Source organism: Streptomyces sp. BRA346 (assembly GCF_052851135.1).
The window spans coordinates 76,253-91,535 of record NZ_JAIWIH010000007.1; the positions used below are offsets into that span (position 1 = coordinate 76,253).

Consider the following 15,283-nt stretch of genomic DNA (forward strand, 5'->3'; position numbering starts at 1 on the left):
GTGGATCTCGTACGCGGGCTCGCATATCGGTCACGCCCTCCTCACCGGTATCTGTGACAAGTCGCCGCGTCACTTCAGCAATGTGCTGACCAATGCGACGGCCACTCCCAGGAGCGCCGGTACACAGCCGTCCGGTCGCACCCCGGACCGGCCGGGGACGAGACTCCGCCGGTCGGCAGGGCAGTACCCGCCGATCGGCGGGGCCGTTACCGAAGCCTGCCGGATGGTCCGCCCCTGACGTCCACGCGAGATTCTCCGTATGACAAAGTCGCAGCCGCCGCAGGAGACGTCAGCTCCCCAGGAGAACTCACCTCCGCAGCCCCGGACCCCGCCCGAGTCCGCCGTGCCGGCCTCGCCCGGTCCCTCGATGGGACGCCTCGTCGGGGTGGACCTGGCCCGCGCGCTGGCGGTGTTCGGCATGTACGTCGTGCACATCGGCCCCCCGCTGTCGGCCACGGAGGGTGTCGCCAGCTGGATCCGGTACCTGGCGGACGGTCACTCGTCGGTCCTGTTCGCCACCCTCGCCGGGTTCTCACTGATGCTGATCGCCGGCCGCCGGGAGCCGAAGACCGGCCTGGCCGGCCGGCAGGCGAAGGCTCGGATCGCGATCCGCGCCGTGGTCCTGCTGGCGCTGGGCACCGCGATGGCGATGGAGTACGGGGGAGTGATCATCCTCGGCTTCTACGGGGTCTACTTCCTGCTCGCCCTGCCCTTGGTGCGACTGCGCGCCAGGACGCTCGCGATCACCGCGGCCGCCCTCGCCCTCGTCACACCCCAGTTGGCGTTCGCCCTGAACGCGCTGCTGACCGACCCGGTTCGACAGAGCATCAACGCCTACGACCCGCTCCACCGGCTCAGCGACGTGGGAGTGCTCGATCTGCTGCTCACCGGCTTCTACCCGGCGCTCACGTGGATGTCGTTCGTGATCGCGGGCATGGCGCTGGGCCGCCTCGACCTGTCCTCCGGCACTGTCCAGCGGCGCCTGGCCGCGCTCGGTGCCACCCTCACGGTGGCCGCGTACGGCATGTCGTTGCTGCTCGCCGGCAAGGACGCGTTGCGGAGCATGGCGGAAGACGGGCCGTCGTCCGGCAGCTCCGGGTCACTGCCCGTCGACAGCGGATCGGCACCACTGGACGGCGGGTCGTTCCCCGATATGCCGGCGTCGTCGCTCCTGACGGCCGGGCCGCACAGCGGCACCACGTTCGACATCATCGGCAGCGTCGGAGTCGCGACCCTCGTGATCGTGGGCGCAACGGCGGCGATGGACCGCCTGCCACGACTGCGCCGCCTGGCGAAACCGGTCATCGCCGTGGGCACCATGTCCCTGACGGCCTACGTCGGCCACTTCATCGCACAGTCCGCGCTGTCCCTGCCAGTCGGGACCAGCACTCAGCAATCATGGGGACCGCTGCTCATGTTCATCCTCGGGGCCACCCTGTTCGCCGCGATCTGGTCCCGCTTCTTCCGCCGCGGCCCCCTGGAGTATCTGCTCAACTCCGCCACCAAGCCGACGAAGCACATCCGATGAGCCCCGGCCGCTGTAGCGGGGCTCCGTCGCCATGACCTGTGAGGCCAGCACCGACCGTTCCTGATCATCCGCACGCCCGCTGAGACGTTTCCGCAGGTCACGGACCTTCCTGGTGGGGCGGGAGGGACTCGAACCCTCGACCGACGGATTATGAGTCCGCTGCTCTAACCGGCTGAGCTACCGCCCCGTAACGGCGCGTCGTGCACATCTGTGCGCGCCGTCTGCCGCAGCATAGCCGCTCATACGATCTGTTGCTTCGGCGGGCCGATGTTGGGCGCCCCCATGCCGTGGATCAGGGGTGGAGAGGCCCGTGATCTGGGGATGAGGGCATGAAAAAGGACCCCGCCAGGGGTCCTCTCCCGTGCTGCTCCCCCGACTGGACTCGAACCAGTAACCCTCCGGTTAACAGCCGAATGCTCTGCCAATTGAGCTACAGGGGACCGAGCTCCCCCGACTGGACTCGAACCAGTAACCTGCCGGTTAACAGCCGGCTGCTCTGCCAATTGAGCTACAGGGGATTGCTCCGTGTGCCTCGACCGCGCCCCCGTCCGGGGTTCCCGGAGGGCGTGCGTTCGCTGCGACACATACATTAGCGCAAGCAGGGGGGTGCTCCGCCAATCGGTATGGCCGCGGATGATCGGAGGGTGATCTGCGGCGTGTACGGGTAGACGTGCGGCACGACTCCGGGGTCCGATGCGAAGGACAACCAGAAGGGCAGGTCGATGCGCTACCGGCTGACGTTCATGACCGGTTTGGCTGTGGGTTACGTGTTCGGCACGCGGGCCGGCCGCGAGCGGTATGAGCAGCTGCGTGCGTGCGCGCAGCGGCTCGCGCAGAATCCGGCCGTCCGCAATACCGCCGAGTCGGCCGCGCTGGGCGGCCGGGAGGCCGCCACGAAGGCGCTCGGCAAGGTGCGGCCGCTGCGGGACAAGATCGCGCAGCGGGAGTCGCGTTCCGCGGCGGAGGAGGACGACTGGGGCAGCAGCAACACCTAGCCGCCGCGGTGGCATGATCTGATCCATGGGGATAGTCGCCGGGTTGGACAGTTCGTCCGAGAGCACACGGATCGTCGTCTGCGATACGGATACGGGTGCCGTACTCAAGCAGGGGTACGCGCCGCACCCGGCGCCGTCCTCCGGTGGATCGCCCAACGACGTGGACCCGCAGGCGTGGCTGCTCTCCCTCGGGGAGGCCGCCGAGGGCGGGCTGCTGGAGGGGGTGCAGGCCATCGGCGTGTCGGCGCAGCAGCACGGGCTGCTGGCGCTGGACGGCAGCGGGGCGCTGGTGCGGCCCGCGCAGATGGGCAACGACCGGCGGGTGCAGTCCGCGGCCGCCGATCTGGTCGAGACGCTGGGCGGGCGTGCGGCGTGGGCCCAGGCCGTGGGCGCGGTGCCGACCGCCGCCCAGTCGGTCGCGAAGCTGCGCTGGATGGCGCGGTCGGAGCCGGATGCGGCGCGCCGGGTGGCCGAGGTGCTCCAGCCGCACGACTGGCTGGTGTGGCAGCTGCTCGGGCGGCCGCTGCGGCGTACGACGGACCGCGGTACGGCCTCCGGCACCGGCTACTGGTCGGCGGCGACCGGCGCCTGGCGGCCGGATCTGGTCGAGCTGGCGCTCGGGCACCAGGTGCGGCTGCCGGAGGTCATCGGACCGGCCCAGGCCGCGGGGCAGACGCCGGAGGGGCTGCTGATATCGGCCGGTACGGGCGAGACCATGGCCGCGGCCTTCGGCCTCGGCGTGGGGGTCGGCGACGCGGTGATCTCGCTGGGGGCCTCGGGTTCGGTCTTCTCCATCCACCACGAGGCGCTGGCCGACCACACCGGCACGATCCTGTCGTACGCCGACGCCACCGGGATGCATCTGCCCGTCGTGCACACGCTGAACGCGGTGCGGGCGCTGCGCGGTACGGCGGAGCTGCTGGGCACGGACCTGGAGGGGCTGTCGGCGCTCGCGCTGAAGTCCACCCCCGGGTCGTACGGGATGGTGATGCTGCCGTACCTGGAGGGCGAGCGGACCCCGTATCTGCCGCACACCGCCGGGACGCTGACCGGGCTGCGGCGCGAGTCGATGAAGCCGGAGCATCTGGCGCGGGCCGCGTTCGAGGGCATGCTGTGCGGGCTCGGCGACGCGCTCGACATCCTGCGCGGGCGCGGGGTCGGGGTGCGGCGGGTGTTCCTGCTGGGCCCGGCGGCCGATCTCCAGGCGGTACGGGCGATCGCGCCCGCGCTGCTGGGCGCGCAGATCGTGGTGCCGCAGCCGGCCGACTACGGCGCGCTGGGCGCCGCCCGGCAGGCCGCGTGGGCGCTGGGCGCCGCGCACGGGACGCTGTCCCCGCACGAGCCGCCGCGCTGGCCCGCGGCCGCCAGCCAGGTGTTCGAGCCGGGCGACGACTTGGCGGTGGGGCAGGCGGTGCGGCAGCAGTACGTGGCGGTACGGGAGCAGACGCACCCGGGGGCGTTCGAGGCGCAGCCGTAGCGGGGTCTAGTCGAGGTAGCCGCGGAGCTGGTCGGCGAAGGCGTGGTCGCGGAGCTTGTTGAGGGTCTTGGACTCGATCTGGCGGATGCGTTCCCGGGTCACGCCGAAGATCCGGCCGATCTCCTCCAGCGTGCGGGGGCGGCCGTCGGCGAGTCCGTACCGCAGCTGCACGACCTTGCGCTCGCGCTCGCCGAGCGTCGACAGCACGGCCTCCAGGTGCTCGCGGAGCAGCAGGAACGCCGCGGACTCGACCGGTGAGGCGGCGTCGCCGTCCTCGATGAGGTCGCCGAGCGCGACGTCGTCCTCCTCCCCGACCGGCGCGTGCAGCGACACCGGTTCCTGGGCGAGGCGCAGCACCTCGCTCACCCGCTCCGGGGTGAGGTCGAGGTGGACCGCGACCTCCTCGGGGGTGGGTTCGTAACCGCGCTCCTGGAGCATCCGGCGCTGGACGCGGACGACCCGGTTGATCAGCTCGACGACGTGGACCGGCACCCGGATGGTGCGCGCCTGGTCGGCGAGGGCGCGGGACATGGCCTGGCGGATCCACCAGGTCGCGTACGTCGAGAACTTGTACCCGCGGGCGTAGTCGAACTTCTCGACCGCTCGGATCAGGCCGAGATTGCCCTCCTGGACGAGGTCCAGCATCGTCAGGCCGCGGCCCACGTAGCGCTTGGCGACGGAGACGACGAGGCGCAGGTTGGCCTCGATCAGCCGACGCTTGGCCATGCGGCCCAGGACGACCAACCGGTCGAGGTCGAGGGCGAGTTGGCTGTCGAGGTCGGGGGCGGAGGCGAGCTTCTCCTCGGCGAACAGGCCCGCCTCGACCCGGCGGGCCAGGTCGACCTCCTCGGCGGCGGAGAGGAGCGGAATCCGGCCGATTTCGCGCAGATATTGGCGGAAGAGGTCGGAGGAGGGGCCGGTGGTCTCGGGGCGTACGGGGCGCTCGGCGGGGCCGCTGTCCGCGTCGGCGTCGGGTTCGGCGTCCGCTTCGGTCACCGCCTCGGCGTCTGCCGTCTCGGGGTCCTGGTCGGCGGGCCGGGTGTCGGCGGCGCCCGGGGGCTCGGGGGGCTCCGGGGCGTCCGGGGGCTCCGGGGCGCGGGCCGCGTCGGGCAGCGGGGGCGGTTCCGGTGGCTCCACAGGCGACGGTGCCAGGGGGTTCGGCGGCGCCGCGGGGGCCGCGTCGGTGAGGGTCTGGGTCTGCACGGGGGCGACCTCCAGGGTGATCGCTGCTGAGGCGGCAGAACGATCGGGTACGGATGCGCCGGCCACGCCGCCGTCCGTCCCGTACATCATGAGCGGATCTGCGGGGGGTCCCGGCCTACCCGGCCAACACCGCCGCGCTCCGAGGACTCAGGCACCGCAACCAGTGTGGAGTACGACACACGCCCGCCACGAGGGGCGTGCGGGCACTTTTTGCGCAGCGGCCGGTGACCGCCCGGTTACGCGACGTCCGCGACGCTCGGATACGGCGCGGCCACAGCCCGGCTACGGCACGGCCACGGCGCGGGTACGGCGTGGCCACAGCGCGGGCACGGCCGGGCTAGAGCGCCGCGGCGCCCTGGGTCTGGAGGGACTGGGCGTACTGCTGGAGCACCCACAGCTCGTTCTGGACGGCGGCCAGATGGGCCGGGTCGGCGCGCTGGCCCAGGCGCTGGAGGGTGCCCTGGACCTCGGCGATGCGGTGGTTGACGGCGGCCTGGCGGACCCTCACCAGCTGCTCGCCCGCGTACGCCTCGTCGGCGTCGCGGCGGGTGTGGAGGGGCTCCACGGCCAGCTCGGTGACCATCGCGCGGACCGTGTCGTCGGGGGCGGCCTCGCGGACGCGGCGCAGGTAGTCGGCGTCGGCGGCCTCCGCGCCGCCCGCGGCCTCGATGGCGCGGCGCACGGCGGCGTAGGGCGGGGCGGTGAACTCGTCCTCGCCGTAGGCGTCGAAGGCCGGGGAGACCAGCTCGGGGCGCTGGAGGGCCAGCTTCAGCAGCTCGCGCTCGACGCGGCGGGCCGGGCTGCGGAGGTTCAGGGCGGGGCCCCGGGGGCCGGGCGGGGCCGCGGGACTCTGGGGCCCGCCGGGGGCGGCGCCCCGGTGCTGCGGGCGGCCGCGCTGGTCGGGGCGCTGGTCGCCGCCCCGGCCGCGGTCCCGCGCCCAGCGGGCGAGCTGGCTGACGCGCTGGACGACGAACTGGGTGTCGAGGATGCCCAGCAGCCCGGCGAGATGGACGGCCGACTCGTGCTGGATGGAGCTGTTCTTGATGCCCGCGACGACGGGCGCGGCCTCGTCCAGGGCGGCGGCGCGGCCCACCGCCGTGTCGAGGTTGTGGCGCCCGACGATCTGCCGGATGGCGAACTCGAAGAGCTGGGTGCGGCTCTCGACCAGCGCCTTGACCGCGGCGTCGCCCTGCGCGAGCCGCAGCTCGCAGGGGTCCATACCGCCCGGGGTGATCGCGATGTACGTCTCGGCGGCGAACTTCTGGTCGTCCTCGAAGGCGCGCAGGGCGGCCTTCTGGCCCGCCGCGTCGCCGTCGAAGGTGAAGACGACCTCGGCGCCGGAGTTGTCCATCAACAGCCGCCGCAGGATCTTGATGTGGTCGCCGCCGAAGGAGGTGCCGCAGGTGGCGATGGCGGTCGTCTCACCGGCCAGATGGCAGGCCATGACGTCGGTGTATCCCTCGACGACCACGGCGCGGCTGGTCTTGGCGATGTCCTTCTTGGCGAGGTCGATCCCGTAGAGGACGTGGGACTTCTTGTAGAGCGGCGTTTCGGGGGTGTTGAGGTACTTGGGGCCGTTGTCGTCGTCGCGCAGCTTGCGGGCGCCGAAGCCGACGACCTCGCCGGTGATGTCGCGGATGGGCCACATCAGGCGGCCGCGGAAGCGGTCGATGGGGTTGCGGCGGCTCTCCTGGGCGAGTCCGGAGACGAGGAGCTCCTGGTCGGTGAAGCCGCGGCCGCGCAGGAAGCGGACGAGGTGGTCCCAGCCGGCCGGGCTGTACCCGACGCCGAAGTGCTGGGCGGCGGCCTGGTCGAAGCCGCGCTCGGCGAGGAACTTCCGGCCGATCTCCGCCTCGGGGCCGTCCAGCTGCTCGACGTAGAACTGCGCGGCCGCCCGGTGCGCCTCGACCAGGCGGGTGCGCTCGCCCTGCTGGCGGCCGGGGGTGGCGCTGCCCTGCTCGTACCGCAGGGTGATGCCGGCCTGGGAGGCGAGCCGCTCGATCGTCTCGGAGAAGGAGAGGTGGTCGATCTTCATGACGAAGTCGACGGTGTCGCCGCCCTCCTGGCAGCCGAAGCAGTAATAGAGCCCCTTGCTGGGGCTGATCTGGAAGGACGGTGACTTCTCGTCGTGGAAGGGGCAGAGCCCCTTGAGATTGCCACCGCCCGCGTTCCGCAGCTGGAGATATTCGGATACGACGGCGTCGATCGGGACCGCGTCCCGCACCGCCCTTACGTCGTCATCGTTGATCCGGCCTGCCACGCGTGAATTCTACGGCCGGGGTCGGACACCGGTGTTCCGGCACGGGTCGGACCCCGGCCCGGGCTTACGGCAGCAGGGAGGTGAGCGGGACGGACGGGTCGGCGAGGGCGCCCGGGTCGAGCTGGGCGCCGCTGCGGATGAGCTGCTGGATGGGCCCGGTGACGTCCCACACGTTCACGTTCATGCCCGCCAGCAGCCGGCCGTCGCTCAGCCAGAAGGCGATGAACTGCCGCTTGCCGACGTCGCCGCGGATCAGCACCTGGTCGTACGATCCGGGCGGCGCGTAGCCGGAGTACTCGAGACCGACGTCGTACTGGTCGGAGAAGAAGTACGGCACCCGGTCGTACGAGACGTCCTGGCCGAGCATGGCGCGGGCGGCGGCCGGGCCGCCGTTCAGCGCGTTCGCCCAGTGCTCGACGCGCAGCCGGGCGCCGGGCGGGAGGGCGCCGCGCACCGGGGTGCCCTCCAGGAAGGCGAGCGGGGCGGAGGCGGCGTCGCCGGTCGCGAAGATGTCCGGGTCGCTGGTGCGCAGTGCCGCGTCGACGGCGATGCCGCCGCCCGACGCCCGGTCCACCACCTCCAGCCCGGCGGCCTCGGCGAGGGCGGTGCGCGGGGCGGCGCCGATGGCGGCGAGGACGCTGTGGCAGGGGTGCTCCTCGCCGTCGTCGGTGAGGGCGGCGAGCACCATGCCGTCCTGGCCGGTGATCTCGGTGAGCGTGGCGCCGAAGTGGAAGCGGACGCCGTGCTCGCTGTGCAGGTCGGCGAAGAGGGCGCCCAGTTCGGGGCCGAGGACGGAGTGGAGCGGGGTCGGCTCGGGCTCGACGATGGTCACCTCGGCGCCGTACCCGCGGGCGGCGGCCGCGACCTCCAGGCCGATCCAGCCCGCGCCCGCGATGACCAGCTGTCCGTTGTCGCGGCCGAGGCTGGTGAGGACGCCCTTCAGCCGCTCGGCGTGGGCGAGGCGGCGCAGGTGGTGGACGCCGACCAGGCCGGTGCCCGGGATGTCGAGGCGGCGCGGCTCGGCGCCGGTGGCCAGCAGCAGCCGGTCGTAGTGGACGCGGGTGCCGTCACCGAGGGTCACGGCCTTGGCGTCGCGGTCCAGGTGGGTGGCGGGCTGGCCGAGGTGGAGCTCGATGTCGGCCTGCGCGTACCAGGCGGGTTCGTGGACGAAGACGCTGTCGCGCTCCTGGCTGCCGGTGAGGAAGCCCTTGGACAGCGGCGGACGCTCATAGGGGTGGTCGCGCTCGTCACAGATCAGGATCACCCGGCCGGTGAAGCCCTCCGACCGAAGGGTTTCCGCGGCTTTCGCCCCGGCCAGACCCCCTCCGACGATGACGAACGTCTGGTGTGCGTCGACCACTTGTTTTCCTCCTCGCTGCCGGGCGGTGCCTCTGCGTTTGCTTGTACCCCGGTCGCGTCGACCAGTCGCATCAGCCGGAGCTTTGGCCATGGGGAGCCTCGTGGGAGCCTCCCGCACCAAGCGGGACGGGGGAAGGGGGCCGTGCGGAGTGGCGGGAACGGGCCCTGTGAGGTGCGAGAGCGAAGCGGTGGCGGTCGTACGCGGTCGTGGGTGGCCACATACGGTCAGGGGCGGTCATACGTGGCGCACCGAACGCGGGGCCGTGAGACGGGCGTGGAGGGAGCGGGCCGAGACGTCCGTCAAGGCCGCGATCTGGTCCACGACCGCGCGCAGCCGCCCCGCCTCGTCGCCCGCCGCGTCGGCCGCGTCGAACAGGGCGCGGAACTGCGGGTCGAGCCCGTCGGGGGCGCGGGCGATCAGCGCCTCGCCCAGTTCGGCGATCACGACGCGCTGATCGGCACGGACCAGCTCCTGGTCGGCCCGCTGGATGACGTAACGGTCGGCGACCGCCTTGAGCACCGCGCACTCCAGCCGGGCCGGGCGCGGCACCACCAACTCGGCGCGGTAGCGGGTGAACCGGCCCGTGCCGTACGCCGCCCGGGTCGCGGCCTCGGCGGCGAGGCAGAACCGGCCGATCAGCTGGCTCGTGGCGTCCTTGAGGCGGGCTTGGGCGACGGACGTGCCGTCGTAGCCGTGCGGCCACCACTCCTGGTCGAGCAGCCGGTCCAGCGCCTCGGCCAGCTCCTCCGCCTCGGCGCCCGGCGCGTAACGGGCGGCGGCGACGGCGAACACCTCGCGCCGCTCGGGCTCGGCGAGCAGGCTGTTCGGGTCGAGATGGCCCGCGTGCAGGCCGTCCTCGACGTCGTGCACCGAATACGCCACGTCGTCGGCCCAGTCCATGACCTGGGCCTCGAACGGGGTCCGCCGGTCCGGCGCGCCGCGCCGGAACCAGGCGAAGACCGGCAGGTCGTCCTCGTACACCCCGAACTTCGGCGAATCCGGGTCGCGCGGGTGGCCGCCGCGCGGCCAGGGATATTTGGTGGCCGCGTCCAGGGCCGCCCGGGTGAGGTTGAGGCCGACGCTGACCGGTTCGCCGGTCGTCTCGTCGGGGACGAACCGCTTCGGTTCGAGCCGGGCCAGCAGCCGCAGCGACTGGGCGTTCCCCTCGAAGCCGCCGCAGTCGCGGGCCACCTCGTTGAGGGCCTGTTCGCCGTTGTGGCCGAAGGGCGGGTGGCCGAGGTCATGGGCGAGGCAGGCCATCTCCACCAGATCCGGATCGCAGCCGAGGGCGGCCCCCAGCTCCCGGCCCACCTGGGCGCATTCGAGGGAGTGGGTCAGGCGCGTACGCGGCGTGGCGTCCCAGGCGGGGGTGCGGGCGCTGCCGCCGAGGTCCGCGTCGGTGGCCGGGGCGGCGGGCACGACCTGCGTCTTTCCGGCCAGCCTGCGCAGCGCGGCCGAGTGCAGCACGCGGGCCCGGTCCCGCTGGAACGCCGTCCGGCCGGGCCGCTTGTCCGGCTCCTGGACCCAGCGCTCCAGGTCCGCCGCGTCATAGCCGGGGGTCGTCGGTGGTGCGGTGGGGTGGTGCGTGGTGCGGTCCGGGGTGTGACCTGTCGTACGACCTGCTCTGCGGCTCATACACCGACGGTAACCGCCCGGTACGACAGCGGAGCACAGGCGAGGGCCTGTTCGTAGCGGTGGAGCACCAGCCGGGCGACGGCCGGGTGGGCGCCGAGCGGGGCCGCCGCGACACCGGGGGCGGCGTCGGCGCACTGGGTGGCGAAGCGGCCGGGGGCGGTGAAGTACGAGGCCACGGCGATGTCGCGGTGGTGCGGGGCGAGGGCGCGTACGGCGTCGGCCACGGTGGGGCCGGCGGCGGAGGCGTACGCCGGGACGACCGGCACGCCGCCCAGCCGGGCGCCGAGCAGGGTGGCGGTGGCGGCGGCGTCGACGGCCGCGTCGGGGTCGCGGGAACCGGCGGCGGCCAGCACGACGGCCCCGGGGCGGCGCGGGGCGCGCAGCCGCCGACCGGCCTCGTTCAGGCGCGCGTGCAGGGCCTCGGCGAGGAGCGGGTGGGGGCCGAGCGGCGCGGCGATGCGCGTGCTGAGGTGGGCGGCCCGCGCGGCCGCCGCCGGAAGGTCCTCCTTGACGTGGTAGCCGCGGCCGAGCAGCAGCGGTACGAGGACGGCCTCGCCGCGGAGCGCGGCGAGGGTGTCCTCGAGCAGCGGCCGGTTCAGCTCGATGTGCCCGAGCCGTACGGGCACGTCGGGCCGCAGGGCCCGGACCGCGTTCACGAGCGCCGTCACGGTGCGCAACGCCGCCGGGTCCCGGCTGCCGTGCGCCACGGCGACCAGCGTCGGGGGACGCTCGCCGGTGGGGCGGCCGGAGGGGAAGGGGCGGAGCGACGCTGTCATGAAGCGACTGTGGCAGGGGCATATTGCGCCCCCGTTGCACGGCCGTGACGGGTGATTGCGTCGACTTCACGGTGGGGTGCGGGGCGGGATGAGGTGACGGTCAGTGGTGCCAGGCCTGGCCGCCGGTGTTGTGGATCATGCGCTGGAGGACCTTGAGGGTGGCGACGTAGTCCTCGTCGGGGATCCCGTCGTGGATGCGTGCCCGCATTCCCACCTGACGTTCCGCCGCCCGGGCGCGCAGCGCGCGGCCCTCGGGGGTCAGGTGGAGGCGCTGGTCGGTGATGGTCAGCAGGCCGCGGTCCAGGAGGGCGTCGGTCTCGGGCTCCAGGGCGGCGCCCACGTCCAGGTAGCCCTGGAGGACGGCGCGCACCTCGGCGCGGGTGCGGCCGTCCTCACCGCCGTCGAAGACCTGGTTCAGGATCCACCACTGGGGCTGGCTGAGTCCGAATTCCGACAGCCCTTCGCGGATGTAGGTGACGACCGCCTTGGAAGCGGCCCAGCTCCAGTAGCCGATGGGCTGGCGGATCAGTTCGGTGTCGCTGTGTGAGAACTCCATGGCGACGAACGTAGAAGTTGAACCAAGGTTGAGGTCAAGACGCGTCGAGTTCCTTCAGGTACGCCGCCCGCGTCTCCTCGTCCAGGAAGGACGCCCGGAAGGAGTTGCGGGCCAGGGTGCGCAGCGCCGCCCGGTCGAGCCCGAGGGCGTCCCGTACGGCGGTGAAGTTGTCCTCCGCGTAGCCGCCGAAGTAGGAGGGGTCGTCGGAGTTGACGGTCACCAGCAGGCCCGCGTCCAGCATCGCGGGGAGCGGGTGGTCGGCGAGGCGGTCGACGACGCGGAGGCGGACGTTGGAGAGCGGGCAGACCGTCAGCGGCACCTGTTCGGCGACCAGCCGGGCCACGAGGGCGTCGTCCTCCAGGCAGCGGACGCCGTGGTCGACGCGGTCCACCCCGAGGATGTCCAGCGCCTCCCAGACGTACGCGGGCGGCCCCTCCTCGCCCGCGTGCGCGACGCACTTCAGCCCGGCCTCCCGCGCCAGCGCGTACACCTCGCGGAACTTCGACGGCGGGTGGCCGACCTCCGCCGAGTCGAGGCCGACGGCGGTGATCCGGTCGAGGTAGGGGCGCGCGGATTCGAAGGTGGCCAGGGCCGATTCGGCGGACTCGTCCCGCAGGAAGCACATGATCAGGCGGGTGGTGATGCCGTAGGCCCGGGGGGCGGCGTCGAGGGCACGGGAGAGGCCGCGGATGACGGTGCCGATGTCGACACCGCGGGCGGTGTGCGCCTGCGGGTCGAAGAAGATCTCGGCGTGCCGAACGCCCTGTTCGCGGGCGCGGGCGAGATAGGCGTTGGCGAGGTCGGCGAAGTCGTCCTCGGTGCGCAGGACCGCCATCAGCGCGTAGTACAGGTTCAGGAAGTCCTGGAGGTCGGTGAAGGAGTACGCGGCGCGCAGCTCGTCCTGGGTGGCGTAGGGCAGCTCGACGCCGTTGCGCTCGGCGAGCGCGAAGGCGAGTTCAGGCTCCAGGGTGCCCTCGATGTGGAGGTGGAGTTCGGCTTTGGGGAGCGGCGGCACGGCTGGGATCACCTGCTGGTTTCGCTGGTACGGGATGACCCCCCAAGGCTATGCGGGATGGGGCACATCGCTCATTCGAGGTAATGCGAACGGATAACGGATACCTGGTGCCGCGCGTCGCTACGGTGAGCCCGAGAGTACGCTCCGTAGCAGATGGAGGATGCAGTGACCGCGATATTGGAGCGGCCGATGACCACAGACAAACCGGATGCCGAGGAGCCCCGGAAGGGGTTCGACGACCTGCTCCGGACCACGGAGGAACTGGATACGCCGGACGGCTTCAAGGCCGAGCTCATCAGGGGGAAGATCGTCGTGTCGCCGTGGTCGAGGCCGTTCTACAAGCTGTACATGAGGTCGCTGCGCCTTCAGCTTGCGGCCCATGTCCCCGAGGGGCACGACGCGGACACCTCCCCGTTCCTCTTCAGCTTCGCCTCCTCCGAGCGCGCCTACGGACCGGACCTGCATGTCGCGGACCTGGCGGCCTTCCGCGGCAACGCGCGCCATGTTGACGGCGAGGCGCTGTCCCTCGTCGCCGAGTTGACGTCGGTCTCCACGCGTGACGTCGACTGGCAGGAGAAGCTCGAGGTCTACGGCCGCCATGTGCCGGTGTATCTCGTACTCGACATGCAGGCCGAGGAGATCACCGCCTTCTGGGACCCGTCGGACCACGGCTACCGGGCCCGGACGACCGTTCCCTTCGGCAAGCCGCTGCCCATCCCGGCTCCGTTCGGCTTCGATCTCGACACCAGCGAATTCATTGTTCCCGAGGAGCCGGAAGAGGACGACGCCGCCGAATAGCCCGGCGCAACCGCCGCGCCCCTTGGCCGCGTCACACAGCGCGATGGTGCTGGTGGGGCCAAGGGGAGGCGGGCATGCTCGAGTGGGCACGGCGGAGGTTGCCGCGGACGCGGCGGGGGTGGCGGCGGGCGTTTCAGGTCGCCGCGCTCGTCAGCGTGCTGGCGCTGCTGCCCGCGACCTGGCTGCGGCTGAGCACGGAAGGGCGGGTGCGTGCGGCGGTCGGGGACGTGCCGTCGGCGCCGGTCGGGGTGGTGTTCGGGGCCGGGCTGTGGAACGGGGAGCCGTCGCCGTATCTGGCGCACCGGCTGGACGCGGCCGTCGCGCTGTACCGGGACGGGAAGGTACGGGCGCTACTGGTCACCGGGGACAACAGCCGGGACGACTACGACGAGCCGAACGCGATGCGCGCCTATCTGGTGAAGCGGGGCGTGCCGGACCGGCGGATCGTCAGCGACTTCGCGGGCTTCGACACCTGGGACTCGTGCAGCCGGGCCCGGCGGGTGTTCGGGGTGCACCGGGCGGTGCTGGTGAGCCAGGGGTTCCATATCCGCCGGGCGGTGGCGCTGTGCGGGGCGGCGGGGATCGACGCGTACGGGGTCGCGGTGGACGAGCCGCACGACGCGACGTGGGGCTTCGGCGGGCTGCGGGAGACCGTGGCGGCGAGCAAGGCGGTGCTCGACGCCACGTTCCGGCCCGACCCGCACTTCCTGGGGCCCCGGGAGCGGGGTATCAGCGACGCGTTGGCGGCGGACGGATAGCAGATTGCGGATAGCAGTTATCGGATGACAGGTGGCGGATGACAGATAGTAGATAGCGGGTGACAGATTTTGATTTCTGTCAGTCGATCGTCGTTTCCGCCACCACCCACGCCAGATAGTCCTCACTGCCCTGCGTGATCGGCGTCGCGATCACTTCCGGCGTCTCGTAGTCGTGCGCCTCGCGGAGGTGCGCCTCCAGCTCGTCGTACCGGGCGGCGGTCGTCTTGAACAGCACCTGCCACTCGGCGGCGGTCTCGATGGTGTCCTGCCACCGGTAGACGGAAGTCACCGGCTGGCTGATCTGCGCGCAGGCCGCCACCCGGGCCTCCACGGCGCCGCGCGCCAGCGCCTCCGCCTTCTCGGGGGTGTCGGTGGTCGTCAGGACGGTCAGGTAGTCGGCCACGGCTGCCTCTCTCGGGTGTCGCGGGGGTGCGAACTGGCGCGCATCACGCTAGCCGGTGACGATTGAGGGAACCCGGCAAGGAACAGATCAGGCCGATCGAGGGGCACTCATGGATGACCTCACCGCGCTCGCCCGCCACCATCTGGACCAGGCGAAGGCCGATCCGCACGGGCGCAGCGCTCATCTGTTCCTGCACGACGGGCCGCTGCGGCAGAGCGTGATCGCGATGGTCTCCGGTTGTGAGCTGGACGAGCACAACGCTCCCCCGGCGGCCAGTCTGCACGTGCTGCACGGTCATGTGCGGCTGACCGGGAGCGGGGTGCGCACGGATCTCATCGCCGGGCAGGTGGAGCGCGTCCCCCACGAGCGGCACGGGATGCTCGCGCTGGAGGACTCGGTGGTGCTGCTGACCGCCGTGACCGCCACCGTCGGCTGTCCCACCCCCACCGAGGACGCGGCCACCGCCTGAAGCCGCGGCCCGGATGTACGCCGCCCCGGCGTCGTACCGCGCTGACGCCG

Annotated in this window: 14 protein-coding genes and 3 tRNA genes; 6 read left to right on the forward strand and 11 right to left on the reverse strand. The window is 72.3% G+C overall.

The genetic code is table 11. The features are described 5' to 3' along the window. Window positions 1-259 precede the first annotated feature (259 nt). A complete protein-coding gene (locus LCH29_RS12570) occupies window positions 260-1,528 on the forward strand; it encodes a DUF418 domain-containing protein (RefSeq protein ID WP_446461783.1) in 1,269 nt (422 codons plus the stop codon). A gap of 110 nt (window positions 1,529-1,638) precedes the next feature. On the opposite strand, the gene LCH29_RS12575 is transcribed toward LCH29_RS12570, so the two are convergent. The 3 genes from LCH29_RS12575 to LCH29_RS12585 all read right to left on the reverse strand — a co-directional run bounded on the left by LCH29_RS12575 (window position 1,639) and on the right by LCH29_RS12585 (window position 2,046). After that, window positions 1,639-1,715, reverse strand: a tRNA-Ile gene (locus tag LCH29_RS12575). A gap of 180 nt (window positions 1,716-1,895) precedes the next feature. Next, window positions 1,896-1,968: transfer RNA gene (locus tag LCH29_RS12580), tRNA-Asn, on the reverse strand. A 5-nt stretch (window positions 1,969-1,973) separates the two neighbouring features. Next, window positions 1,974-2,046, reverse strand: a tRNA-Asn gene (locus LCH29_RS12585). A gap of 204 nt (window positions 2,047-2,250) precedes the next feature. Between LCH29_RS12585 and LCH29_RS12590 the strand changes: the two genes are divergently transcribed. Beyond that, window positions 2,251-2,523, forward strand: a complete 273-nt coding sequence (locus LCH29_RS12590) for a YtxH domain-containing protein (protein ID WP_123101356.1) — start codon at window positions 2,251-2,253, stop codon at window positions 2,521-2,523. Window positions 2,524-2,548: 25 nt separating this feature from the next. Beyond that, window positions 2,549-4,000 carry an FGGY family carbohydrate kinase gene (locus LCH29_RS12595; protein ID WP_446461784.1) on the forward strand — a complete coding sequence of 484 codons (1,452 nt, stop codon included), beginning with the start codon at window positions 2,549-2,551 and terminating at the stop codon, window positions 3,998-4,000. 6 nt (window positions 4,001-4,006) lie between these two features. Here the strand turns inward: LCH29_RS12595 and LCH29_RS12600 are convergent, their stop codons facing one another. The 7 genes from LCH29_RS12600 to LCH29_RS12630 form a co-directional block, all read right to left on the reverse strand. Beyond that, window positions 4,007-5,293, reverse strand: a complete 1,287-nt coding sequence (locus LCH29_RS12600; protein WP_446461785.1) for an RNA polymerase sigma factor — start codon at window positions 5,291-5,293, stop codon at window positions 4,007-4,009. A 247-nt stretch (window positions 5,294-5,540) separates the two neighbouring features. Next, entirely contained in the window at window positions 5,541-7,463 is a 1,923-nt protein-coding gene (gene dnaG, locus LCH29_RS12605; RefSeq protein WP_446461786.1) for a DNA primase, read from the reverse strand. Window positions 7,464-7,527: 64 nt separating this feature from the next. Next, entirely contained in the window at window positions 7,528-8,823 is a 1,296-nt protein-coding gene (locus LCH29_RS12610; RefSeq protein WP_446461787.1) for an NAD(P)/FAD-dependent oxidoreductase, read from the reverse strand. A 234-nt stretch (window positions 8,824-9,057) separates the two neighbouring features. Further along, window positions 9,058-10,458, reverse strand: coding sequence for a deoxyguanosinetriphosphate triphosphohydrolase (locus LCH29_RS12615; protein WP_446461788.1), 1,401 nt, complete (start codon window positions 10,456-10,458; stop codon window positions 9,058-9,060). Further along, entirely contained in the window at window positions 10,455-11,234 is a 780-nt protein-coding gene (locus LCH29_RS12620) for a sirohydrochlorin chelatase (RefSeq protein ID WP_446461789.1), read from the reverse strand. Before LCH29_RS12620 ends, LCH29_RS12615 begins: the two co-directional genes overlap by 4 nt. A gap of 100 nt (window positions 11,235-11,334) precedes the next feature. Next, the gene (locus tag LCH29_RS12625) at window positions 11,335-11,790 is read right to left on the reverse strand and encodes a MarR family winged helix-turn-helix transcriptional regulator (protein ID WP_446461790.1); all 456 of its coding nucleotides are present in this window, start codon (window positions 11,788-11,790) and stop codon (window positions 11,335-11,337) included. A 34-nt stretch (window positions 11,791-11,824) separates the two neighbouring features. After that, window positions 11,825-12,805: an adenosine deaminase gene (locus tag LCH29_RS12630; protein WP_446461791.1), complete on the reverse strand. Its 981-nt coding sequence runs from the start codon at window positions 12,803-12,805 to the stop codon at window positions 11,825-11,827. 189 nt (window positions 12,806-12,994) lie between these two features. On the opposite strand from LCH29_RS12630, the gene LCH29_RS12635 reads away from it, so the two are divergent. Beyond that, window positions 12,995-13,603: a Uma2 family endonuclease gene (locus LCH29_RS12635; RefSeq protein WP_446461792.1), complete on the forward strand. Its 609-nt coding sequence runs from the start codon at window positions 12,995-12,997 to the stop codon at window positions 13,601-13,603. Between the two features lie 74 nt (window positions 13,604-13,677). After that, a complete protein-coding gene (locus tag LCH29_RS12640; RefSeq protein WP_446461793.1) occupies window positions 13,678-14,361 on the forward strand; it encodes a SanA/YdcF family protein in 684 nt (227 codons plus the stop codon). Between the two features lie 79 nt (window positions 14,362-14,440). On the opposite strand, the gene cutA is transcribed toward LCH29_RS12640, so the two are convergent. Continuing rightward, entirely contained in the window at window positions 14,441-14,764 is a 324-nt protein-coding gene (cutA, locus tag LCH29_RS12645) for a divalent-cation tolerance protein CutA (RefSeq protein WP_123106591.1), read from the reverse strand. Window positions 14,765-14,873: 109 nt separating this feature from the next. On the opposite strand from cutA, the gene LCH29_RS12650 reads away from it, so the two are divergent. After that, window positions 14,874-15,233 carry a cupin gene (locus LCH29_RS12650; RefSeq protein WP_446461794.1) on the forward strand — a complete coding sequence of 120 codons (360 nt, stop codon included), beginning with the start codon at window positions 14,874-14,876 and terminating at the stop codon, window positions 15,231-15,233. Window positions 15,234-15,283 lie beyond the last annotated feature (50 nt).